Origin of the sequence: Demequina capsici (genome assembly GCF_032102965.1) — a bacterium.
Lineage (GTDB): Bacteria > Actinomycetota > Actinomycetes > Actinomycetales > Demequinaceae > Demequina > Demequina capsici.
Genome location: NZ_CP134880.1, coordinates 1,605,140 through 1,627,795, shown reverse-complemented (window position 1 = coordinate 1,627,795; position 22,656 = coordinate 1,605,140). Strand labels below are relative to the sequence as shown.

Below are 22,656 nucleotides of genomic sequence, written 5' to 3'. Positions count from 1 at the left end.
GTGAAAGACGTACGTCGACCGAATCCTTGGAGGATTCGTACAAACGCTGTGGTCCTCAACCGCTAAAGAAGGAGCCTGAAGCCTGTGATCGTCGCCCAGGAGCTCGAGATGCGCATCGGCGCCCGGGTGCTGCTGCAACCCACGTCGTTCCAGGTGGGGCCCGGCGACCGGGTCGGCCTGGTGGGTCGCAACGGCGCAGGCAAGACGACGCTCACCAAGATCCTCGCAGGCGAGGGCCAGCCGACTTCCGGCAAGGCGATCCAGAAGGGCTCGCTCGGCTACCTGCCGCAGGACCCGCGCACCGGCGACCTCGATCAGCTCGCGATGGACCGCATCCTGTCCGTCCGCGATCTCGCGGGCCTCATGCGCAAGCTCCGTGACGCCGAGGAGGCGATGGCGAGCGAGGACGACAAGGTGCGTGACAAGGCGATGGACGCATACCCGCGCCTCGAGGAGAGGTTCCGCGCCGCGGGTGGCTACGCCGCCGAGGCAGAGGCGTCCCAGATCGCAGCGAACCTGGGTCTCGACTCGCGCATCCTGGGGCAGCCCGTCGGCACGCTCTCCGGAGGTCAGCGTCGCCGCGTCGAGCTGTCGCGCATCCTCTTCTCCGGGGCCGACACGCTGCTGCTCGACGAACCCACCAACCACCTCGACGCCGACTCGATCCAGTGGCTGCGGAACTTCCTGTCAGGCTTCCAGGGCGGCCTCATCGTCATCTCCCACGACGTCGAGCTGCTGCGCCAGACCGTGACGAAGGTGTTCCATCTCGACGCGAACCGTGGGGTGATGGACCAGTACGCGATGAAGTGGGACCTGTACCTGCGGCAGCGCGAGGCCGATGAGCGTCGTCGCCGCCGCGAGCGCGACAACGCGGAGAAGAAGGCATCCGCGCTGATGGCGCAGGCCGACAAGATGCGCGCCAAGGCCACGAAGGCCGTCGCGGCCCAGAACATGGCGAAGCGCGCCGAGCGGCTGCTCGCGGACACCGAGGGGGTGCGCCAGCAGGACAAGGTCGCCTCGCTGAGGTTCCCCACGCCCGCTGCGTGCGGCAAGACGCCGCTGCGAGCGGAGGGGCTCAGCAAGTCGTACGGCTCGCTCGAGGTGTTCACCGACGTGGATCTGGCGATCGACCGTGGCTCCCGAGTCGTCATCCTCGGCCTCAACGGTGCGGGCAAGACGACGCTGCTGAGGCTCCTGTCCGGTGTGGAGGACCCCGACACGGGCGAGATCCAGCCCGGGCACGGGCTGAAGCTCGGCTACTACGCGCAGGAGCACGACACGCTCGACCTGGACGCGACCGTCGGTCAGAACATGGCGCATGCCGCGCCCGATCTGGGCGAGACCGAGGTGCGCAAGGTGCTCGGTTCCTTCCTGTTCACGGGCGACGATGCCGACAAGCCGGCGCGCGTGCTCTCGGGAGGCGAGAAGACCCGCCTGGCGCTCGCCACGCTGGTCGTGAGCCAGGCGAACGTGCTTCTGCTCGACGAGCCGACGAACAACCTCGACCCTGCGTCGCGTGCGGAGATACTCAACGCCCTGCGCACATACGAGGGTGCCGTCATCCTGGTCACGCACGACGAGGGCGCGGTGGAGGCTCTGGAGCCCGATCGGGTCCTGCTCCTGCCCGACGCGGTCGAGGACCTCTACAACGAGAGCTACCGCGACCTCATCTCGCTCGCCTGAGCGTCAGAGCGCGTCCTCGATCTCCTCGTCCGTGGGCGCGCGCCGTCGGCGTGGCCTCGGCGCGGGCGCGGGGGTGACCACGCCCTCCGCGGCGCGCTTCATCTCGAGGTCGCGGCGCGTGAGGATCCATGCGCCCACAGGCACCATGAGCGAGAACGCCCACCACTGCCAGGCGTAGCTGAGGTGGGGCCCCAGATCGAGCGTGGGCAGGGGCACGGCTGCCAGGGGGCTATCGGTGCCGCACAGGAGCGCGCACCGGTCGGCGGCGACCACGTAGCCGGGGACCACGTGCCGCGACCCCGGGTCCGGCATCTGGGCAGGAGTGATGCGGGTCGCGCCGCCGCCGCGCTTGCCGTCGTCCCGCTCGAAGGCGCGCATGGTGCCCGTGAGGGTCACCTCGCCTGACGGGATCGTCGCCGTGAGCGCGGCCGTCGTCGCCTGCTCGTCCTCGACCGTGCTCCAGCCCAGGTTGACGAGCACGACGGCGCCGTCGTCCAGATGCATCCACGCCAGGTACTGCAGCGCCGCCGCCGAGTCCACCGGACGGTTCCGCAGCGCGGTGAGGCTGCCGGGGTCGATCGTGCCGGTCACGCCCACCGTCCGCCACTCCGCGCCGTCGGGCAGCGCCGCGGCGGCATCGCGCGCGGTGTCGGCGGGCGGTGCGACGTCCTCCACCTGTGCGGGGGGGAGCGCCTGGGCCGCGTGGTAGGCAGCCAGCGCGTCGGCCTTCGTCACGTACCTGCCGTACTGCCACCGACCCGCGATGACGCACAGCGTCGACAGCACGAGCACCACCAGCACCGTCACAAGCAGACGTGGCCACCCGATCTCTCGGATCACGCGCAGTGCACGCGTGCCAGGGGAGTCGGGGGAGCTCACCCCCTGATGCTATTCCTGGCGCCGGTGCGTGCCGTACCGCATCGCAGCCAGGCGAGGGGTGGGCGAGAGCCACAATCTCGCACGCCCGACGCGCAGTGACCTCCACATCGTCCCCACCCGCGAGGCTCCACTACCGTGGAGGCCATGACACGACATGTGGTGGTGACAGGAGCGAACCGCGGCATCGGCCGCGCTCTGGCGGAGGCGTTCGTCGCGAACGGCGACACCGTCAGCACGATCTATCGGGGCGGCGACCTTCCTGACGGCGTGACCGGCGCGATCGCGGATGTGACGGACACCGATGCCGTCAACGCCGCGTTCGACGAGCTCGAGGCGAAGCACGGGCGCGTGCGCGTGCTCGTGGCCAACGCCGGCATCACGCGCGACGGCCTCCTGATGCGGATGAGCGACGAGGACTTCACGTCCGTGCTCGACGTCAACCTCACCGGCACCTTCCGATGCGTGCGCCGTGCCGTGAACTCCATGATGCGGGAGCGCTTCGGGCGGATCGTGCTCGTCGGCTCGGTGGTGGGCCTCATGGGCAACCCCGGCCAGGTCAACTACTCGTCGTCGAAGGCCGCGCTGGTGGGCATGGCACGGTCGATCACCCGGGAGGTCGGCTCCCGGGGCATCACCGCGAACGTCATCGCTCCGGGTTTCATCACCACCGACATGACCGACGAGCTCCCGGCGGACACCAAGAAGCAGTACGAGGCGACGATCCCGGCCAGGCGCTTCGGCATCACGCAGGACGTCGCCGCCGCTGCGGTGTTCCTGGCCTCCGACGAGGCGGGCTACGTCTCCGGAGCGGTGCTTCCGGTCGATGGCGGTCTTGGCATGGGACACTGACCGACGGATCCCGGCCCACGGCCGATGCGACCACCGCCTCGCGTGGCGCAGCGACGGCACCCGCCGCGATGCGCGGCACTAGGCTTCCACGACAGGGAGGAAACGACATGGGCATGCTTGAAGGAAAGAACATCCTGGTCACCGGAGTGCTGACGGAGGGCTCGATCGCCTTCCATGTCGCCAGACTGTGCCAGGAGCAGGGCGCGACGGTCGTCCTGTCCGGCGTGGGACGGTCGCTCAAGATCACGCAGGCGATGGGTCGCAGGCTCCCCGTCGAGGCGCAGGTCGTGGAGCTCGACGTCACGAACGAGGAGCACGTGGCGGCGCTCGCGGACCGTGTGCGCGAGCACGTGCCGCACCTGGACGGCGTGGTGCACTCGATCGGGTTCGCGCCGCAGTCCGTGATGGGCGGCAACTTCATGAGCGGCGAATGGCCTGACGTCTCGACGGCGGTGCACATCTCGGCGTACTCGCTCAAGGCGCTTGCCGCCGCGACCGCACCGCTCCTGACCGAGGGCGGATCCATCGTCGGCCTCACGTTCGACGGGCGTTACGCCTGGCCGGTCTACGACTGGATGGGTGTGGCGAAGGCCGCGTTCGAGGCGGTGTCCCGCTACGTCGCCCGCGATCTCGGTGTGAAGGGGATCCGCTGCAACGTCGTGTCCGCCGGCCCTATCAAGACGACTGCGGCCAAGCACATCCCCGGCTTCGACCAGATGGAGTCGATCTGGAGCGATCGCGCGCCGCTCGGGTGGGACTCGAGCGACCCCGAGCCTGCCGCCAAGGCCGTCACGGCGCTGCTGTCCGACTGGTTCCCTGCCACCACCGGTGAGATGGTCCACGTGGACGGCGGCGTGCACGCCATGGGACAGTAGCCAGGTGCCTACCCTCATCCTGGCTCGTCACGCGAAGGCGGAGGCGCCCGCGCCTGGTCTGAGCGACATGGACCGCGCGCTCGCGGTGATCGGCCGCAAGGCCTCCATGCATCTGGGTGAGGCTCTCACCGAGGCGGGGCTGGTGCCTGATCTCGCGCTTGTCTCACCTGCGAGCCGCACACGGCAGACGTGGAAGCTCATGGCCACCGCGCTGCCTGCGTGCGAGTCGCGGGTGGTCGACGCGATCTACGAGACGCACGTGCCGGGGCTCCTGCGCGAGCTCGCGACGGTCGACGTCGACGGCACGGTGGTCGTGGTCGGACACGAGCCCACCTCCTCCGCCGCCGCCGCGTTCCTCGCCGGTCCAGGGTCTGACAAGACGGCGCTGCAGCGGGTCGCGCACGGGTTGCCCACAGCCACCGCCGCGGTCCTGGAGTTCGACTGCGAGTGGGCGGAGCTCGGGCCGCGCACCGCGCGTCTGCTCGCCGTGGTCTCCGGCCGTGACGTCTGAGGCGTCCCCCGCAGCCGTCGGCGCCGTCGCCGAGCTCGAGTCGTTGCGGTGGTGGCTCCTGCGGTGGGGTCCCCGTGCGGATTCGGGGGTCATCCTGGCAGCCGGGCCGGCCGACGATGAGGCTGCGAGCGTCGATGTCGCGACTCTTGCCGTGGCGTTGCCGGTGATGGCGCTCACGGGAGACTTCGCGCCCGCGGACATGCAGTACCGCATGCACCGCGAGCTCCTCTGGGACGAGGCGACGGGAATGTGGGCCGCGTCCTGCAGCGTGGACGAGCACGGTGCAGGTATCGGATCGCGGCCGCCCGTGACCCAGGACGCGACCGCCATGGTCGTCGAGACGCTCGACAAGGCGTTGCGCCTGGGCGGCGATGCGGTGCCGGCAGAGATGCGGGGACGCTGGGCCCAGCAGCTGGCGGAGCTGCGGGACGCTCTCAGCCGAGGATGATCGGCAGCGCCTCGTCGAGGCGCGCTCCGTTGATCGCGACGTCGGCCTGAGCCTGCACGATCGGCTTCGCATGCCACGCGATGCCCAGGCCAGAGGCGCTCATCATCGCCAGGTCGTTCGCGCCGTCGCCGATCGCCACCGTGTCCTCGAGCGGGCACCCGAGCTCGGCGGCGAACTCGCGCAACGCGGCCTCCTTGGCGGCGCGGTCGATCACCGGTCCCTGGGTGCGTCCGGTGAGGACACCGTCGGCCACCTCCAGCGAGTTGGCGCGGAAGCGGGTGATGCCGAGCCTCTCGGCGAGCGCCGCGACCACCTCCACGAAGCCGCCGGACACCAGCGCGACCTCCCACCCGGCGGCGTGAAGACCATCGACGAGCTCCGGGACGCCGGGCGTGAACTCCACCTCGGCGATGACGTCTGCGAACACGGTGTCAGGCACGCCCGCGAGCGTCGCGACGCGCTGGCGGAGCGACTCTGAGAAGTCGATCTCTCCACGCATCGCGGATTCGGTGACCGCAGCCACCTCCTCCCGTGTGCCCGCCCGTTCCGCGATGAGCTCGATGACCTCGGCGGTGATCAGGGTGGAGTCGACATCCATGACGCACAATCGCGTCATGCGGTGACCACTGTGTTCTTCGCGACGACGGTGATGCCGGACTCCGTGACGGTGTAGCCGCGAGCGATGTCGGACTCCCTGTCGATGCCGATGCGAGCGCCCTCCTCGATCACCACGTTCTTGTCGAGGATCGCTCGGTGCACCTGTGCATGCCGGTTGATGACGACATCATCCAGCAGCACCGAGTCCGACACGGTCGACCAGGAGTGCAGGCGCACGCCAGGGGAGAGCACGGAACCGGTGACCGTGGCCCCGGAGACGATGACCCCCGGCGACACGATCGAGTCCGCCGCGTGGCCTAGGCGGCCCTCCTCGGAGTGGATGAACTTGGCCGGCGGATGCGTGATCAGCCCCTGGTGCACCGGCCACAGGTCGTTGTAGACGTTGAAGATCGGCTGCACCGCGATGAGGTCCATGTGGGCGTCGAAGTACGAGTCGAGCGTTCCCACGTCGCGCCAGTAGTCGCGGTCGCGGTCGGTGGAGCCCGGGACGTCGTTGTCGACGAAGTCGTAGAAGCCGCACGTGCCCTTGTTCACGAAGTAGGGGACGATGTCCCCGCCCATGTCGTGCTTGGAGCCCGGGTCCTCGGCGTCAGCGACGAGGGCCTCGAGCAGGGCGTCGGCGTTGGCCACGTAGTTGCCCATGGAGGCGAGGATCTGATCCGGAGCGTCCGCGAGGCCCTCGATCTCCTTGGGCTTCTCGAGGAACGCGCGCACCCGGTCGGGCTGCGCCTTGTCCACGTCGATGATGCCGAACTGGTCCGCCAGGTCGATGGGCTGGCGGATGCCCGCCACCGAGAACTCGGCGCCCGAGGCGACGTGCGCGTCGACCATCTGCGAGAAGTCCATGCGGTAGACGTGGTCCGCGCCCACGATCACGACGATGTCAGGCCGCTCGTCCTCGATGATGTTGACAGTCTGGTAGATCGCATCCGCCGAACCGAGATACCAATGCGGACCGCGACGCTGCTGCGCCGGCACGGGCACCACGTAGTTGCCCAGCAGCGGAGACATGCGCCAGGTCCTGGCGATGTGGCGGTCAAGCGAGTGAGACTTGTACTGGGTCAGCACCACGACGTGGAGGTAATGGGAGTTGACGAGGTTCGACAGCGCGAAGTCGATGAGCCTGTAGGTGCCGCCGAACGGGACGGCAGGCTTGGCGCGGGCGGCGGTGAGGGGCATCAGGCGCTTGCCCTCACCTCCTGCGAGGACGATGGCGAGAACTTTCGGCGCTGACATACGGCCAGCGTAGCGGCACCTAGGCGCGCGCTGCAGAGCGCGCGCCCAGTTTCGACGCGATAGCGTGGGAGCCATGCGAGCCGACATCCTCACCCGCGAGTACCCGCCCTTCGTCTACGGAGGTGCAGGCGTCCACGTGAACGAGCTGGCGGCGGTCCTGCGGGGACGGGTCGATGTGCGCGTGCGTGCATTCGACGGCCCCCGGGACGAGCCGGGCGTGACCGGATACACGGCGCTCGGCGGAGGCGTAGGCGACGCAGCGCTGGACGTGCTCGCCCACAACCTGCCGATGGCGAAGGACTGCCAGGGCGCCGATCTGGTGCACTCGCACACCTGGTACGCGAACATGGCCGGTCACCTCGCGAAGACGCTGCACGGGATCCCGCACCTGCTCTCCGCCCACTCGCTCGAGCCCCTGCGCCCCTGGAAGGCCGAGCAGCTCGGAGGCGGCTACCGCGTCTCGAGCTGGATCGAGCGGACGGCCTACGAGGCGGCCGACGCGATCATCGCCGTGAGCGGAGGCATGCGGCAGGACGTCCTGCGGTGCTATCCCGACGTCGATCCTGCGAAGGTCCACGTGATCCACAACGGCATCGACGTCGACAGCTGGGCCGCGCCCTCCTCCGAGCAGGAGCGTGCCGCCGCCGACGCGGTGGTGGAGCGGTACGGCATCGACCGCACGCGCCCGGCGATCGTGTTCGTGGGCCGCATCACCCGGCAGAAGGGCCTGCCGTACTTCCTCAAGGCCGTCTCGCAGCTGCCCAGGGAGATCCAGGTGGTGCTGTGCGCGGGTGCGCCTGACACCAAGGAGATCGCCGCAGAGGTGTCAGGCGCTGTCGAGAGGCTCCAGAAGGAGCGTGACGGCGTCATCTGGATCGAGCAGATGCTGCCGCGGCCCGAGCTCGTCGCGGTCCTCGATGCGTGCACCGCGTTCGTCTGCCCCAGCGTGTACGAGCCGCTCGGCATCGTCAACCTGGAGGCGATGGCCGTCGGCTTGCCGGTCGTGGCGACGGCCACGGGCGGCATCCCCGAGGTCGTCGTGCCCGGTGAGACGGGCGCCCTGGTGCCGATCGAGCAGGTGCAGGACGGCACCGGCACACCCCTGGACCCCGAGGGCTTCGCCTCCGACCTGGCGGCGGCATTGACAGACATGGTGTCCGACATGGACCGTGCCGAGGCGTTCGGTGCCGCAGGTCGCGCGCGTGCGGCCGAGAGCTTCTCGTGGGGCGCGATCGGCGACCGTACCCTGGCGCTGTACGAGTCCGTCCTCGGATAGGCTCGGCTCCATGACCCCCGTGCTCGAGATGAGCGGCGTCACGTTGCGCCGCGATGACAACACCATCCTGCGCGGCGTCGACTGGACCGTGGACTCGGCCGACCGCTGGGTGATCCTCGGCCCCAACGGCGCGGGCAAGACGACCCTCATCACGCTGGCGTCCGCGCGCATGCATCCGACGGAGGGCACCGTCACCGTGCTCGGCTCACGCCTCGGCGAGGTGGACGTGGCCGATCTGCGCATCCGGGTGGGCCTGTCGAGCGCTGCGCTCGCCGACCATATCCCCCCCGGCGAGCGCGTGTCCGACGTCGTGATGACGGCCGCGCATGGCGTGACCGGTCGCTGGCACGAGGAGTACGAGGGAGTCGACGAGGATCGCGCGGGCCTGCTGCTCGAGGCGTTCGGCATGACGGCGTATCGCGATCGTCAGTTCTGGACGCTGTCGGAGGGCGAGCGCAAGCGCGTGCAGATCGCGCGGGCGCTGATGGCGGACCCCGAGCTGCTGCTGCTCGACGAGCCTGCCGCCGGGCTGGACCTCGGCGGGCGCGAGGAGCTGCTCGGCGCCTTGACCGAGCTCGCCGGCGATCGCCGTTCCCCTGCGATGGTGATGGTCACGCATCACGTCGAGGAGATCCCCGTGGACTTCACGCATGCGCTGCTGCTGCGCGACGGCCAGGTGGTCGCCTCCGGTCCGCTCGGTGACACGCTCACCGAGGACAACCTGTCGCAGACCTACGGGATGCCGGTACGGGTGCAGGAGTTCGCTGGGCGCTGGACCGCCCGCCGGGCCAGCTGAGCAGCGGCGATGAGGGTCTCGGCTCGCGCAGATTATGCGATCCGCGCCGCGGCGGAGCTCGCGGCGGCTGAGTCGTCGTTGACAACCGAGGCGCTCGCCTCCGCGCAGGCGATGCCGCGCAAGTTCCTCGAGGGCATCCTGTCGGTGCTGCGTCGTGAGGGGATCGTCGTCGCCCAACGCGGACTCGGCGGCGGTTACCGACTGGCCAGGTCGCCGCGGGACATCACCCTCGCCGACATCGTCCGCGCGGTCGATGGTCCGCTCGTGTTCGTGCGGGGAGAGAGGCCCTCGCAGCTCTCCTACGGCGGTGCGGCGGACGACCTGCTGACGGTGTGGGTGGCGCTCCGGGCAAGCGTGCGCGGCGTGCTCGAGAGCGTGACGGTCGCGGACCTCGCCTCGGGCTCCCTGCCGCCTGAGATCGCGGCCCTCGTCGCGGACGAGGCCGCGTGGGAGAACCCCTGAGAATTACCTTTCAAAGCGCTATGTATTGTTTCCTAGTAGGTAAGTAGGTAATCTGGCCTCGACGCGCCTTGAACCGCACCCGCGGTCGGCGCTGGAAGGGGTCCTGCATGCGCACGCTCGTGCTTCTCGCCCTCGTCGGTCTCGGCGCCCAGCTCGTCGACGGCAGCCTAGGGATGGCCTACGGAGTCACCTCCACCACCCTGATGCTTGCCGTCGGTCTCGCGCCGGCAGCCGCCTCGGCGACCGTCCACCTCGCCGAGGTCGGCACCACCCTGGCCTCCGGCCTGTCGCACTGGCGCTTCGGGAACGTCGACTGGCGGGTGGTGGTACGCGTGGGCGTGCCCGGCGCTGCGGGCGCCTTCATCGGAGCCTCGGTGCTGTCCGGACTGTCCACGGATGCCGCGAAGCCGCTCACCGCGCTGCTCCTGCTCGCACTCGGGGTGTACGTGCTGACGCGCTTCACCGTCGCGCAGCCCCGCGTCGACCGGACCGAGCGACCGCTGCGCAAGCGCTTCCTCGCTCCCGTCGGTCTTGTCGCAGGCTTCGTCGATGCGACCGGCGGCGGTGGCTGGGGGCCGATCGGCACACCCACGCTCCTCGCCACGGGTCGCATGGAGCCTCGCAAGGTGATCGGCTCGATCGATGCCGCGGAGTTCCTCGTCTCGGTGGCGGCCTCCCTGGGCTTCCTCCTCGGCCTCGGCACCGCCGGGATCGACGGCGGCTGGGTGCTCGCGCTTCTGCTCGGAGGCCTCATCGCTGCTCCGATCGCCGCCTGGCTCGTCCGGATCGTGCCACCGCGCATGCTCGGCGCCGCTGTGGGAGGGATGATCATCCTCACCAACTCCCGGACGCTCATGGGTGCGCTTCCTGTCGAGATCGGAACCTGGCGCTGGTCGGTCTACGGACTGATCGTGCTCGTGTGGGCATGGGCGATCCATCGCGCATGGAAGGCTCCCGCTGCCGAGGTCGCCGAGGTCGCGGAGCGTGAGCCCGCGGACGCCTGAGGAGCGCCTCGATCCATTCCTGTGACGCACCCCCTCGGCCCGAGCGGGCACGATCCGTCCCTGGGAGGATGGTGAGGAGGCGTTCTCGTCATCCACTCATTCCTCGGACCGATGGATGGCCCATGAACCGCCTGCTAGCGTGCCAACAGGAGGTGGGAAATGGATTCCCTGTGGTGGTACATCGGGGCTCTGGCCCTCGGTATCGCGGAGATCTTCACGCTCGATCTGACGCTCCTCATGTTCGCCGGCGGCGCCCTTGCGGGCGGCGTCGCGGCCCAGCTGGGAGCACCGCTCTGGCTGAGCATCGTGGTGTTCGCGGGAGTGTCGAGCGTGCTGCTGTTCGCGGTGCGTCCGTATCTGCTGCGCTCCCTTCGCAAGAAGGGGCCTGTCGCTGAGACGAACGCCGCGCGACTCGTGGGCATGGAGGCCTTCACGCTCGACGAGATCACGGAGCGCTCCGGCCGAGTGAAGCTCGCGGGCGAGGTATGGACGGCGCGCACGCGTGAGGACGCGCCGACGATCGCGGAGGGCGTAGACGCCGTCGTGATCGAGATCAAGGGGGCGACGGCCATCGTCGCATCGAACGCGGCCGGTCAGGCCGCGGAGAAGGAGGAATAGGGCTTATGGACAACATCAGCGTCGGGGGGCTCGTGGGCATCGTCGCCCTCATCGTCTTCGTCATCTTCATCATCTCGACCATCGCGAGGGCGCTGCAGATCGTCCCCCAGGCCGAGACGCGCGTGGTCGAGCGGCTGGGCCGCTACTCGCGCACGCTCGAGGCCGGGATGCACATCCTCGTCCCGTTCGTGGACAAGGTCCGCCAGAGGGTGGACATGCGCGAGCAGGTCGTCTCCTTCCCTCCGCAGTCGGTCATCACCTCCGACAACCTCGTGGTCGAGATCGACACAGTCATCTACTTCCAGGTGAACGAGTCCAAGTCCGCGGTCTACGAGATCGCCAACTACATCGTCGGCATGCAGCAACTCACCGTCACCACGCTCCGCAACGTGATCGGCACGATGGACCTCGAGCAGACGCTCACCAGCCGCGACCAGATCAACGGCCAGCTGCGTGGCGTCCTGGACGAGGCGACCGGCAAGTGGGGCATCCGCGTCAACCGTGTCGAGCTCAAGGCGATCGAGCCTCCCATGTCCGTCAAGGACTCCATGGAGAAGCAGATGCGCGCCGAGCGTGACCGTCGTGCGACGATCCTGACCGCCGAGGGCATCAAGCAGTCCGCGATCCTGACCGCCGAAGGTGAGAAGCAGTCGGCGATCCTCAAGGCCGAAGGCGAGGCTCAGTCCCGCATCCTGAAGGCGGAGGGTGAGGCTCGCGCCATCCTCCAGGTGTTCGACGCGATCCACGAGGGCGACGCGGACTCCAAGCTGCTGTCCTACCAGTACCTCCAGATGCTTCCGGAGATCGCGAAGGGCACGAACAACCAGATGTGGTTCGTCCCCACGGAGTTCACTGGAGCGCTCAAGGCGATCTCGGCGGGCTTCGGGGTCAACGAGGAGCTGGAACCGCTCGGTCGTGCCGAAGGCTCCGAGCGTCGCAAGTCCCGCATCACGTCGGCGCTCGCCGACCCGCGAGCGGCCCTCGAGGAAGCTCGCCGGCAGGCCGAGGGCGTCTCCGCCGAGGCCGACAGGGCAGGCTCCGAGTCTGGTCGTCCGTTCAACCCGGATGTCGAGAAGGGTCAGTAGCCACCGCATGGACCGGACCCCGGGGAGCATCGGCTCCTCGGGGTCCTTCCCTGTGCGGGCGACCTGCTTCAGTCAGGTCTCGGGCCCCGCAGCATCCTGACTGCCACCACGATCAGCGCGACACCCGTCGCGAGCACCGCGGTCCAGGTGGCCACTGCTCCGCCCACGTAGTGCTCTATCAGCTGAGGCATCATCGACAGCAGGCCGATCCCGCCAGGGATCATGAGCACGAGCAGCTCGCGTCGCATCACGGCAAGCGTGAGCATCGCGATCGCCAGCAGCACTCCCACGGAGAGCGCGAGACCGCGCGTGCCGTCCGTGGACGTGATCGTGTTGACGGCGAACAGCAGCACCAGGCCGCCCGCGACAAGCGCAGGGTGCGACGGCGTGACGATCCGCGCGACCCCGAGCCCGAGCCATGCCGCGCCCACGGCACCGATCACGAGACCCGGGATCATCCCGTCCGTCGCGTTCAGGATCTCGATCGTCGTCGCCGCGATTCCGACCGTCGCAGCCAGGAGGGCCAGCTCTGCGAGAGCCCTGCGTCGCCACACGTAGATGATGCAGGCGACCGCACCAGCCGCGACGAACGTCCACAGGCCGGCGACCTCGTCCCGCAGTCCTGCGGCGTCGACCGACACCCAGGCCAGCCATCCGAAGCACACGACGGTGGAGAACAGCAGCACCGAGGCGAGGCGCTGCGCAGGATCCTGAGGCGAACGAGTCCCGACGACACCCGCGACCGCGACGATCGCGGTCAGGCCCGCGACCAATGCGACGCGACCGGGAGTGGAGATGGACGGCCACGTCTGGCTGACGATGAAGCTGATCGCGGTGATGGCGAGGACCGCGCCCAGATACCCGAGGATCTCCCCGACGAGCCCGCGCACCGGGCCCCGATCGGCTCGCTCCGCCTCAGGCTCCGTCGACGCCGCGCCTTCGCGCAGCACAGGTGCCACCGCATCGCGACCGTGACCCGCCTCGTAGGCCCTCAGCGCGTCCGCCGTCGAGGTCTCGAGCAGCCCCGCCTCGACCCACTCATCGAACCGATCCTGCCGCGCACCCATGGCCGCGTCCTCTCAGCTCGGACCCCTCCGGAGCCCTCACCTCAAGGCTACGCTCGCCGGCGCATCGTCGCAGGCCCTGCCTGGGATGATGGAGGCATGCCTGTGATCCTGGTCGACTCCGCGTCCGACGAGCGCCTCGCCGACTACCGTGACCTCACCGATGTCGCTCTGCGCCGCCTGCTCGAGCCTGAGCGAGGTCTGTACATGGCGGAGGGGGAGAAGGTGATCTCCCGCGCCCTCGCCGCTGGGCATGAGCCCTTCTCCGTGCTGGTGAGCGAGCGCTGGCTGCCGGGGATCGAGAACGCCCTGTCGCGCGCGGGTGTCGACGTCCCGGTGTACCTTGCGCCGGTCGACCTCCTCGAGTCGATCACGGGATTCCAGGTGCATCGCGGAGCGCTCGCAGCCATGCGTCGGCCCGTGCTGCCCGCCGTCGAGGAGCTGGTCTCTCCAGCGCGGCGAGTGGTCGTTCTCGAAGGGGTCGTCGATCACACGAACGTCGGAGCGATCTTCCGCTCCGCGGCCGGGATCGGGGCCGACGCGATCGTCGTCGCCCCGACCTGCGCCGACCCGCTCTACCGACGATCGGTGAAGGTCTCGATGGGCACCGTCTTCCAGGTGCCGTGGACACGCGCGCAGGACTGGCCGGCCGACCTGGGTCGCATGCGTGAGGCGGGCTTCGTCGTGGCGGGGCTCGCGCTCGCGGACGATGCGGTCGCGCTCGACGAGTTCGCGGCGCTGGGCCACGAGAAGGTGGCGATCGTCATGGGCTCCGAGGGTGATGGGCTGTCGCGTGGCGCGCTGCGAAGCGTGGACGCCGTGGTCACGATCCCGATGGCTGGAGGGGTGGACTCGCTGAACGTCGCCGCTGCGTCGGCTGTCGCCATGTGGGAGCTGCGAGTGCGCTGATCCCTCGGCGTCCCCCCTGGGTCGTGCCCGTCTCTCCGGAGAGGGCGATCGAGCCTTCTCGGATGTCGCTGCGACATGGCAGAATCGAACGTATGTTCGAACAGGTTCGCGACGATCGGCTGGCTGCAGCCCGCGCCGCCCTCAAGGAGGTCGAGGCGCGGGTCGGTGTCGCGCGCGACGTCTCCGAGCGTGCCTGGAGGGTGGACGAGCAGTGGCGCATGCTGTTGCCTGAGGGGCTGCCTCGTGGCCGGGTGGTGAGCGTCTCGGGATCCACGTCGCTGCTGCTGGCGCTGGCCGGGCAGGCCTCTCGACAGGGTGCCTGGTCCGCAGCGGTCGGCATGCCATCGGTCGGTGTCGTGGCCGCCGCTCGGCGGGGGATGGATCTGTCCCGGCTCGCGCTCGTCCCCGAGCCTGGCATGCAGGCAGCCGCGGTGATCGGGCTCTGCCTCGAGGGCGTGGACGTCGTGATGGCGGGGGAGCGGCTGGTCCTCTCGGAATCGGATCGCAGGCGTCTGGCCTCCCGCGCACGCGAGCAGGACGCCTTGATGCTCTCCGTCGGTCCCTGGCCGGGGGCGGAGCTGTCGCTGTCGGTCGAGAGGGTGCGGTGGTCCGGTCTCGGGGCGGGGGATGGTCGCCTTCGTGGTCGCGAGGCGACGGTGGCGGTGAGCGGACGGCGGCTCGGCTCGGTGCGACGGGTGCGGATCGATCTGGACGTCGACCGCTCGGTGGCACCTGCATGGGTACGGGATGCGGGTGCCCGCGAGGAGGTGGCGTGAGCGCCGAGACGCGTGAGGCGGCGCCGCTGGACGGCCCTGTCGCGACGGTGCGACGTGCTGTGCTGTGGGTGCCCGACTGGCCTGTCGTCGCCGCCGCGACCGAGGCGGGACTGGGGGCGGAGGCCTCTGCGGCAGTGCTTCATGGGAGAGGACTGGTGGCGGTGTCCGCCGTCGCCCGTGCGGCAGGCGTGAGGCGAGGCATGAGGCGGCGGGACGCCCAACGCGTCTGCCCGGACCTGGTGGTCCTGGGATACGACGAGGGCAGGGACGCCCGCGAGTTCGAGGCGGTCGCGGCAGCCGCCGAGCGGGTCGTCGCAGGCGTCGAGATATCCCGGCCAGGTCTGCTGATGATCCCTGCCGACGGAGCAGCGCGCTTCCACGGCTCGGAGGAGGCGCTCGCCGAAGCCCTGGTCGACGCGGTCGCCGAGGCCGGCGGGGAGGCGCAGGTGGGCGCGGCCGATGGGCTGCTGGCCGCGGTCATGGCGGCCAGGCTCTCCGTCATGGTCCCGCGCGGAGGATCTGCGGATTTCCTCTCCCCGCTTCCAGTGGACTCGCTCGTGCATGCCGCCATGGAGCGTGGTCGTCGGGTCGAGTCGGAGGAGCTCGCGGGAGTGCTCGCGCGGCTCGGCCTGCACACCCTCGGGCAGCTTGCGGCTCTCCCCGCGGGCGATGTGCTGGCACGCTTCGGTCCCCTCGGCGCGTGGGCACGCCGCATGGCGCTCGGGCAGGATGTCGCGCCGCCGGTGCTGCGACGCGCGGAGGAGGACATCGCGGTCGAGCAGGCATTCGAGGACCCGGCCGAGCGTGTCGAGCAGCTCGCGTGGGCGGCGCGGGACGCGGCGGAACGGCTCGACGAGGCGCTGCTGGCAGCGGGCGTGCGCTGCGGGAAGGTGAGGATCATCGCGTCCACGGTCGAGGGCGGCAGGCTCGAACGTGTGTGGCGCACCGATGTCGTGACCCGTTCCGGTGCGTTCGCCTCGCACATGGCCGACAGGGTCCGCTGGCAGCTCGAGGGGTGGTTGTCCGGGACTGCGGACGGTCCGACGCCGGCCCCTCTCATCTCCCTGGCGCTGGTGGCGGAGGATGTGGTCGCGCTTGGGGACGAGCAGTCGTACCTGTGGGGTGGCTCCTCCGGAGGCGATGCCAAGGCCCGCCGCGCCCTGGAGCGGCTGCAGGGGCTGCTCGGCATCGACGGGGTCCTCGCCGTGTCCGAGCAGGGGGGACGCTCGCCTCGTGATCGTGTCCACGCGCTCGCATGGGGCCAGGAAGGAGAGGCGCCTCGGCGCATCGAGCATCCCTGGCCTGGGCATGTCCCTGACCCGGCGCCGGCGACCGTGCTCCCTGTGCCTGCACCGGTGCAGGTGCTCGACGCAGGCGGAAGCCCCGTCTCGGTCGACAGGCGGCTCGCGATCTCCGCATCCCCCACATGGGTGCGTCTGCCTGCTGACCCTCGCGACGCGATCGCTCGCGCCGCCCATCGGCATCCCTCCTCCGGGCATGTCGGTCGATTTGAGGGGCCCGTGTGGGAGAGGGCGCGTCCGGTGGACGCCTGGGCGGGCCCGTGGCCCGTCTCCGAGAGATGGTGGGCGCCTGACGCCGATCGTCGCGCCTACATGCAGCTGGCGCTGCGCGCTCCCGACGGCGAGCCGGGCATGGCAGTCCTCGTCGCCTTCGCGGGAGGGCTATGGCGGCTTGAGGCGCTGTATGACTGAGCGGCTCGAGTATGCGGAGCTGCACGCCCATTCCGCGTTCAGCTTCCTCGACGGGGCCAGCCAGCCTGAGGAGATGGCCGCGGAGGCGGGCCGGCTCGGGCTCTCAGCGATGGCGATCACCGATCACGACGGCCTCTATGGAGCGGTGCGCTTCGCGAATGCCGCGCGGGCCATCGGGATGCCCGCGATCTTCGGGGCGGAGCTCCACCTCTCCGTCCCTGAGGGGCCAGGTGGGGCTCCCGTGCTCGACGCACCGACCGACAGGCCGGACCCCAGAGGCTCCCATCTGCTCGTGCTCGCGCGCGGTCCCAGGGGATACGCCCGGCTCTCGCATGCCATCGGGCTGGCCCACCTTGCCACAGGGGAGAAGGGCACTGCTCGCTACACGCTCGAGCAGCTCGCGGCCGACGGCGACGGAGACCTGCTGGTCCTCACCGGATGTCGCAAGGGCATCGTGCGTCGTGCCCTCGCGGGGATCGGCGTGCCCGGGGTCGGGCTCGAGGACCAGGGGCGAGGCGTCACGCGTGAGGGGTTCGCGGCTGCGCACGCCGAGATCGACCGGCTCGCTGCGCTGTTCGGTCGGGACAATGTGGCTGTCGAGATCACGGACACCGGTCAGCCGTACGACTCCGAGGTCAACAGCGCGCTCGCCGATCTCGCCTTCGATGCGGCACTGCCGCTCGTGGCCACCACGAACGCGCACTATGCGACACCCCGGGACGCTGACCTCGCCGCTGCGCTGGCCGCCGTCAGGGCCCGCTCCGCGCTCGACGACATGGATGGGTGGCTCCCTGGCGGCGCGGGACAGCATCTGCGATCGCCGGGGGAGATGCTCCATCGTCACAGGCGGCACCCTCAGGCGGTCGCGACGGCGGCAAGGCTCGGCGCGGAATGCGCCTTCGACCTGCAGCTCGTCGCGCCCCGGCTCCCTCCGTATCCCGTGCCTGACGGGCACACGGAAGCCACATGGCTGCGCGAGCTGACGTATCGCGGTGCGCGGCAGAGGTACGGTCCACCCGATGCGGAACGGGTCCGTGGGGCCTGGGCGCAGATCGAGCATGAGCTCGCGGTGATCGAAGCGCTGGACTTCCCGGGGTACTTCCTCATCGTTCACGACATCGTGAGCTTCTGTCATCGGGCGGACATCCTCTGCCAGGGGCGTGGTTCTGCAGCCAACTCGGCGGTCTGCTACGCGCTCGGGGTGACCGCGGTCGACGCGGTCACCCACGGCCTGCTCTTCGAGCGGTTCCTGGCTCCGGAGCGCGACGGGCCGCCCGACATCGACGTCGACATCGAGTCGGACCGTCGCGAGGAGGTCATCCAGTACGTCTTCGAGCAGTTCGGTCGCATCAATGCGGCCATGGTGGCCAACGTCATCCAGTACCGTCCTCGATCCGCCGTGCGTGACGCGGCGAGGGCCCTCGGCTTCGACGCCGGGCAGCAGGACGCCTGGTCCACATCGATCGACCGGTGGTCCACGCTGCGGACGGACCAGGCGGCAGAGGCCGCCTGGGCAGCGCGTCAGCGCGATGCGATGTGGCCCGAGCCTCCGCCCGTCCAGCCGGTCGATCACATCCCCGGCCAGGTGGTGGACCTCGCCGAACGGATGCTGAGGCTGCCGCGGCACCTGGGCATCCATCCAGGCGGCATGGTGCTGTGCGACCGTCCTGTGATCGACGTCTGTCCTGTCGAGTGGGCGCGGATGCCTGGTCGCACGGTGCTCCAGTGGGACAAGGACGACTGCGCGGACGCGGGTCTTGTGAAGTTCGATCTGCTCGGCCTGGGGATGCTGTCGGCGCTCAAGTACGCGTTCCGCTACGTCCAGGACGTCGAGAGGGAGGACCTCGACCTGCATTCGTTGCCGCAGGAGGACCCTGCGGTCTACGACCTGCTCTGCGCCGCGGACACGGTAGGGGTGTTCCAGGTCGAGTCCCGAGCCCAGATGGCGACCCTGCCCAGGCTTCGGCCTCGGCGGTTCTACGACATCGTCATCGAGGTGGCTCTGATCCGGCCCGGACCGATCCAGGGAGGATCCGTCCATCCGTACATCTCGCGCGCCCGGGGTCGCGAGGAGGTCACCTACCTGCATCCGCTGCTGAAGAAGTCGTTGGAGAAGACGCTCGGTGTCCCGCTCTTCCAGGAGCAGCTCATGCAGATGGCGATGGACTGCGCGGGCTTCGACGGGGCGCTGGCCGATCAGCTGCGTCGAGCCATGGGCTCCAAGCGCTCGCCCGAGCGCATGGAGGCGCTACGGGCGCGCTTCATGGTCGGGGCGAGCGAGCGTGGCGTGCCCCCCGACATCGCGCATCAGATCTTCGACAAGCTCAAGGCCTTCGCCGATTTCGGCTTCCCCGAGTCGCACTCCTACTCGTTCGCGTACCTGGTCTACGCCTCGAGCTGGCTCAAGGTCCACAAGCCTGCAGCCTTCTATGCAGGGCTCCTGGCGGCGCAGCCGATGGGCTTCTACTCGCCGCAGTCGCTCGCGGCGGACGCCCGCAGGCATGGCCAGGTGGTGCTGCGACCGTGTGTCGTGCGCTCCCAGTCGCTCGCGGTTGTCGAGCGTCTCGCGACTCCCTTCACGCCGCCCGTGGAGACGCGGTCGGACATGACCGCGCTGACGCGAGTCGACCCGACCCTTGCGGTGAGGATGGGGCTGCGTTCCATCCGAGGACTCGGCTCCGACGCGGCGGACGCGATCGTGTCGGCGCGCGAGGAGGCACCGTTCACCTCGCTGGGCGACATGGCCCGTCGGGTCAGGGTGCGGGCGGCGGGTGCCGCAGGGAAGGCAGGATTCGCGCCAGCGAGGGGGCTGACGGTGGTCCAGTGGGAGGCGCTTGCCACCGCAGGTGCGCTCGAGGCGCTCGGCGTCACCCGGAGGGAGGGGCTCTGGGCTGCGGGCATCCTCGCGCGGGAAGGACCGGGGACGCTGCCGGACGTCGTGCCCGGTGCGGTCGCCCCGACGCTGCCGGGGATGTCGCTGGTCGAGGAGGCGGTGGCTGACGTCTGGGCCTCGGGCGTATCGGTCGACTCGTATCCGACGGTGTTCGTGCGGGAAGGGCTCGACCGGCAGGGGGTGCTGCGAGTGGCGGACGTCCTGACGCATGAGGCGGACAGGCGGGTCGCGACCGCAGGCGTGGTCACTCATCGGCAGAGGCCCGGCACTGCGAAGGGGGTCACCTTCCTCTCCCTTGAGGACGAGACGGGGTTCCTCAACGTGATCTGCTCGGCCGGTCTGTGGCGGAGGTTCCAGGCTGTGGCGAGGCGCTCGCCCGCGCTGGTGATCCGCGGACGGATCGAGCGCGCCGACGGTGCGACGAACCTGGTGGCCGAGCACCTTGCTCCGCTGAGCCTCAGGGTGCCGACGAGCAGCCGGGACTTCCGTTGACCGACGCAAGCCCGCGTCTCGCCTCGGCATGCTGGACCGCCATGTCCGAAAAGCGCCAGCGGTCGGACCGGGCATACGTCATGCTCGATGACATGAGAGACGACGATGCGCGATATGCGGTGATCACCGGGAGGGACTCACGGTACGACGGTCAGTTCTTCACCGGAGTGGTCACCACGCGCATCTACTGCCGGCCGTCGTGTCCCGCGCGCACGCCGGCAAGGAAGAACGTGACGTTCTTCCGCACGGCGGCAGCGGCGCAGGCCGCAGGATTCCGATCCTGCCGAAGGTGCCGGCCCGAAGCCGTCCCGGGCTCCCCGGACTGGGACGTGACGGGGGACATCGCAGCGAGGGCCATGCACCTCATCGACGACGGCGTCGTCGATCGCGACGGGGTGGACGGCCTTGCCATCCGCCTCGGCTACTCAAGACGGCACCTGCAGCGCGTGCTCGTCGACGAGCTCGGCGCGGCACCGCTCGCCCTCGCCACTGCGCACCGGCTTCACTCGGCGCGGGCACTGCTGGAGCATACGGCGATGCCCGTGTCGGATGTCGCCTACGCCGCAGGGTTCGGCTCCGTACGCCAGTTCAACGATGCCGCGCGCGCGGCGTGGGGCATGACGCCGTCAGACGTGCGGAGCAATGCGCGACGCGGGAGGTCAGCGCGTGTCGTGACAGGTCTCGAGGCGGGGTCGATCGCGCGCACCGAGGTGCGCCTCCGGCTGCGCGTGCGCGAACCCTTCGACGGCCGCCGCGCTCTCGCATTCCTGGCAGCGCGCACCATCGCGGGCGTGGAGGAGACGACGCCGACAGTGCACGTGCGCACGCTCGCGCTGCATCACGGGCCCGCGATCGTCACGCTCGAACCTGAGCCCGGCGCGGTGAACGCCACCCTCGAGCTGTCAGATCCGCGGGACCTCGGTTCCGCGGTCGCACGCTGTCGCGCCCTGCTCGACCTGGACGCGGACCCCGTCGCTGTCGCTGACGCCCTAGGTCGCGACCGGGCCATGGCTGCACTGGTGGCTCGCGCGCCGGGCCTCCGTGTGCCGGGGACGGTCGATGTCTTCGAGACGATCGTCCGGGCAGTGGTCGGGCAGCAGGTCTCTGTCGCCGGTGCGACGCGCACGCTCGGGGCTATCGCATCTCGATGGGGCGCACGGCTCGACGGCTCTGCGCGCCTGCTGATGCCGACGCCAGAGTGTCTTGCTGACGTCGATCCTTCGAGCGGACTCATGCCCGCGTCGCGGTGGCGCACCATCTCAGCTGTGGCGCGCGCGGCAGTGGACGGAACGCTTGACGTCTCGCCGGGAGCCGACCGATCAGAGGCGCTCCGGTTCCTCGGATCGATCGCCGGCATAGGTCCGTGGACCAGGGACTACATCATGCTCAGGGGTTATGCGGACCCCGACGCGTTCCCGTCAGGCGACCTGGTGCTGCGTCAGGTGACCGGGTTGGACGCTGCGCTCCTCAGTGCGGAGTCAGAGCGGTGGAGCCCGTGGCGGGCATACGCGGCTCAGCACCTCTGGACCGCTCGATCGGAAGGAATGGACGATGTCTACCAACAATGACGCACTCGTTGCGGCATGGGCTGAGATGGATTCGCCACTGGGCGCTCTCAGGGTGGTCGCCACCGCTGAGGGCCTGCGCTCCGTCGCCTTCGTCGCACCGGGCGCGGGCCTGCCTCGGCGCGCGGCGGCAGCGCCGCTGGCGGCGACCGGACCGCGCGACGATGCGCACCCGTTCGTCGCCGGAGCGCTCGCGGCGCTGCGCGCCTACTTCGTGGGCGGCGGCGACGGCGCGCAGCTTCCGCCCCTGGATCTTCGGGGAACCCCGATGCAGCGCGACGTCTGGAACGCGCTGCTCCAGATCCCAGCCGGCACCACCCGCACATATCAGCAGCTCGCCGACGCTGTGGGACGGCCGCGCGCTGTGCGCGCGATCGGGGCGGCGGTCGGCGCGAACCCCGTCGGGGTCCTGGTGCCGTGCCACCGCGTCATCGGCGCGAAGGGTGCCTTGACGGGCTACGCAGGCGGACTTGATCGCAAGCGCTGGCTGCTCGCCCATGAGGGCGCGATGCTCCCGATCGACGTGCGCGGGGGTGCGTTCTCGCGCGAGTGAGGCAGGGGCTGTGCGCCCTGCCTCTGGCTGGTCCTTCCGAGCCTCCTTGGCGATGCTTTGTCCTGTGGTGCGGGAATACCAGGAGCATCGTTCGGGGTTGTCCTCTGCGTCCGACACATCACCGAGACGTAGGAGGCATCATCGTGTGGGATTTCATCCTCTGGATCGCCGCTCTGATCATCGGCATCATCGGAGTCGTCCGCATCTTCCAGCGCCAGATCCTCTGGGGAATCGTCCTCATCGTGATCGCGCTGCTGATCGGTCCGGGAGGCGTGAGCCTGCTCACGTGACCCGTGCATGACGAAGGGGCCGTTCCTTCTCAGGAGCGGCCCCTTCGGCGTCCCGGGAGAGA

Annotated in this window: 22 protein-coding genes; 18 read left to right on the top strand and 4 right to left on the bottom strand. The window is 69.9% G+C overall.

All coding sequences use genetic code 11. The features are described from left to right. Positions 1 to 108 precede the first annotated feature (108 nt). Positions 109 to 1,683 (top strand): ABC-F family ATP-binding cassette domain-containing protein, encoded by a 1,575-nt coding sequence (locus RN607_RS07810; protein ID WP_376784257.1) that lies wholly within the window; start codon positions 109 to 111, stop codon positions 1,681 to 1,683. Positions 1,684 to 1,686: 3 nt separating this feature from the next. Here RN607_RS07810 and RN607_RS07805 read toward each other — a convergent pair whose 3' ends face one another. Continuing rightward, complete coding sequence (locus RN607_RS07805; RefSeq protein WP_313541641.1) at positions 1,687 to 2,562, bottom strand: SURF1 family protein; 876 nt, start codon at positions 2,560 to 2,562, stop codon at positions 1,687 to 1,689. Positions 2,563 to 2,706: 144 nt separating this feature from the next. Here RN607_RS07805 and fabG point away from each other — a divergent pair, with 144 nt between their 5' ends. The 4 genes from fabG (at position 2,707) to RN607_RS07785 (ending at position 5,245) form a co-directional block, all read left to right on the top strand. Beyond that, positions 2,707 to 3,411 (top strand): 3-oxoacyl-ACP reductase FabG, encoded by a 705-nt coding sequence (gene fabG, locus RN607_RS07800; protein ID WP_313495974.1) that lies wholly within the window; start codon positions 2,707 to 2,709, stop codon positions 3,409 to 3,411. A 107-nt stretch (positions 3,412 to 3,518) separates the two neighbouring features. After that, positions 3,519 to 4,286: an enoyl-ACP reductase FabI gene (fabI, locus tag RN607_RS07795; RefSeq protein WP_313495972.1), complete on the top strand. Its 768-nt coding sequence runs from the start codon at positions 3,519 to 3,521 to the stop codon at positions 4,284 to 4,286. A 4-nt stretch (positions 4,287 to 4,290) separates the two neighbouring features. Further along, positions 4,291 to 4,797 (top strand): SixA phosphatase family protein, encoded by a 507-nt coding sequence (locus RN607_RS07790; protein WP_313541638.1) that lies wholly within the window; start codon positions 4,291 to 4,293, stop codon positions 4,795 to 4,797. Then, positions 4,787 to 5,245, top strand: a complete 459-nt coding sequence (locus RN607_RS07785) for a hypothetical protein (RefSeq protein ID WP_313495969.1) — start codon at positions 4,787 to 4,789, stop codon at positions 5,243 to 5,245. The genes RN607_RS07790 and RN607_RS07785 overlap by 11 nt, the downstream gene beginning before the upstream one ends. On the opposite strand, the gene serB is transcribed toward RN607_RS07785, so the two are convergent. After that, complete coding sequence (serB, locus tag RN607_RS07780; protein ID WP_313541636.1) at positions 5,232 to 5,861, bottom strand: phosphoserine phosphatase SerB; 630 nt, start codon at positions 5,859 to 5,861, stop codon at positions 5,232 to 5,234. The genes RN607_RS07785 and serB overlap by 14 nt on opposite strands. Continuing rightward, the gene (locus RN607_RS07775; RefSeq protein WP_313495965.1) at positions 5,858 to 7,099 is read right to left on the bottom strand and encodes a glucose-1-phosphate adenylyltransferase; all 1,242 of its coding nucleotides are present in this window, start codon (positions 7,097 to 7,099) and stop codon (positions 5,858 to 5,860) included. The genes serB and RN607_RS07775 overlap by 4 nt, the downstream gene beginning before the upstream one ends. A 73-nt stretch (positions 7,100 to 7,172) precedes the next feature. On the opposite strand from RN607_RS07775, the gene glgA reads away from it, so the two are divergent. The 6 genes from glgA (at position 7,173) to RN607_RS07745 (ending at position 12,340) form a co-directional block, all read left to right on the top strand. After that, complete coding sequence (gene glgA, locus RN607_RS07770) at positions 7,173 to 8,375, top strand: glycogen synthase (RefSeq protein ID WP_313541634.1); 1,203 nt, start codon at positions 7,173 to 7,175, stop codon at positions 8,373 to 8,375. A gap of 10 nt (positions 8,376 to 8,385) precedes the next feature. Then, positions 8,386 to 9,171, top strand: coding sequence for an ABC transporter ATP-binding protein (locus RN607_RS07765; RefSeq protein WP_313541631.1), 786 nt, complete (start codon positions 8,386 to 8,388; stop codon positions 9,169 to 9,171). A 9-nt stretch (positions 9,172 to 9,180) separates the two neighbouring features. Next, a complete protein-coding gene (locus RN607_RS07760; protein WP_313495958.1) occupies positions 9,181 to 9,633 on the top strand; it encodes an RrF2 family transcriptional regulator in 453 nt (150 codons plus the stop codon). 107 nt (positions 9,634 to 9,740) lie between these two features. Next, positions 9,741 to 10,637, top strand: coding sequence for a sulfite exporter TauE/SafE family protein (locus RN607_RS07755; RefSeq protein ID WP_313495957.1), 897 nt, complete (start codon positions 9,741 to 9,743; stop codon positions 10,635 to 10,637). A 159-nt stretch (positions 10,638 to 10,796) separates the two neighbouring features. Further along, positions 10,797 to 11,255, top strand: coding sequence for an NfeD family protein (locus RN607_RS07750; protein WP_313495955.1), 459 nt, complete (start codon positions 10,797 to 10,799; stop codon positions 11,253 to 11,255). 5 nt (positions 11,256 to 11,260) lie between these two features. Further along, positions 11,261 to 12,340: an SPFH domain-containing protein gene (locus RN607_RS07745; protein ID WP_313541628.1), complete on the top strand. Its 1,080-nt coding sequence runs from the start codon at positions 11,261 to 11,263 to the stop codon at positions 12,338 to 12,340. Positions 12,341 to 12,408: 68 nt separating this feature from the next. Here RN607_RS07745 and RN607_RS07740 read toward each other — a convergent pair whose 3' ends face one another. After that, positions 12,409 to 13,407: a DUF2157 domain-containing protein gene (locus RN607_RS07740; protein ID WP_313541625.1), complete on the bottom strand. Its 999-nt coding sequence runs from the start codon at positions 13,405 to 13,407 to the stop codon at positions 12,409 to 12,411. Positions 13,408 to 13,503: 96 nt separating this feature from the next. Here RN607_RS07740 and RN607_RS07735 point away from each other — a divergent pair, with 96 nt between their 5' ends. The 7 genes from RN607_RS07735 to RN607_RS07705 all read left to right on the top strand — a co-directional run bounded on the left by RN607_RS07735 (position 13,504) and on the right by RN607_RS07705 (position 22,594). Next, the gene (locus tag RN607_RS07735; RefSeq protein WP_313541622.1) at positions 13,504 to 14,313 is read left to right on the top strand and encodes a TrmH family RNA methyltransferase; all 810 of its coding nucleotides are present in this window, start codon (positions 13,504 to 13,506) and stop codon (positions 14,311 to 14,313) included. Between the two features lie 92 nt (positions 14,314 to 14,405). After that, positions 14,406 to 15,089, top strand: a complete 684-nt coding sequence (gene imuA', locus RN607_RS07730) for a DnaE2-dependent mutagenesis accessory factor ImuA' (RefSeq protein WP_313541620.1) — start codon at positions 14,406 to 14,408, stop codon at positions 15,087 to 15,089. Beyond that, positions 15,086 to 16,801 carry a DNA polymerase Y family protein gene (locus tag RN607_RS07725; RefSeq protein WP_313541617.1) on the top strand — a complete coding sequence of 572 codons (1,716 nt, stop codon included), beginning with the start codon at positions 15,086 to 15,088 and terminating at the stop codon, positions 16,799 to 16,801. Before imuA' ends, RN607_RS07725 begins: the two co-directional genes overlap by 4 nt. Next, complete coding sequence (locus RN607_RS07720) at positions 16,794 to 20,186, top strand: error-prone DNA polymerase (RefSeq protein WP_313541615.1); 3,393 nt, start codon at positions 16,794 to 16,796, stop codon at positions 20,184 to 20,186. Before RN607_RS07725 ends, RN607_RS07720 begins: the two co-directional genes overlap by 8 nt. Before the next feature lie 92 nt (positions 20,187 to 20,278). Further along, entirely contained in the window at positions 20,279 to 21,754 is a 1,476-nt protein-coding gene (locus tag RN607_RS07715) for an AlkA N-terminal domain-containing protein (RefSeq protein WP_313541613.1), read from the top strand. Continuing rightward, on the top strand, positions 21,738 to 22,304 hold the full coding sequence (locus RN607_RS07710; RefSeq protein ID WP_313541612.1) for a methylated-DNA--[protein]-cysteine S-methyltransferase: 567 nt from the start codon (positions 21,738 to 21,740) through the stop codon (positions 22,302 to 22,304). Before RN607_RS07715 ends, RN607_RS07710 begins: the two co-directional genes overlap by 17 nt. Positions 22,305 to 22,447: 143 nt before the next feature. Continuing rightward, the gene (locus tag RN607_RS07705) at positions 22,448 to 22,594 is read left to right on the top strand and encodes a GPGG-motif small membrane protein (RefSeq protein WP_313495937.1); all 147 of its coding nucleotides are present in this window, start codon (positions 22,448 to 22,450) and stop codon (positions 22,592 to 22,594) included. Positions 22,595 to 22,656 lie beyond the last annotated feature (62 nt).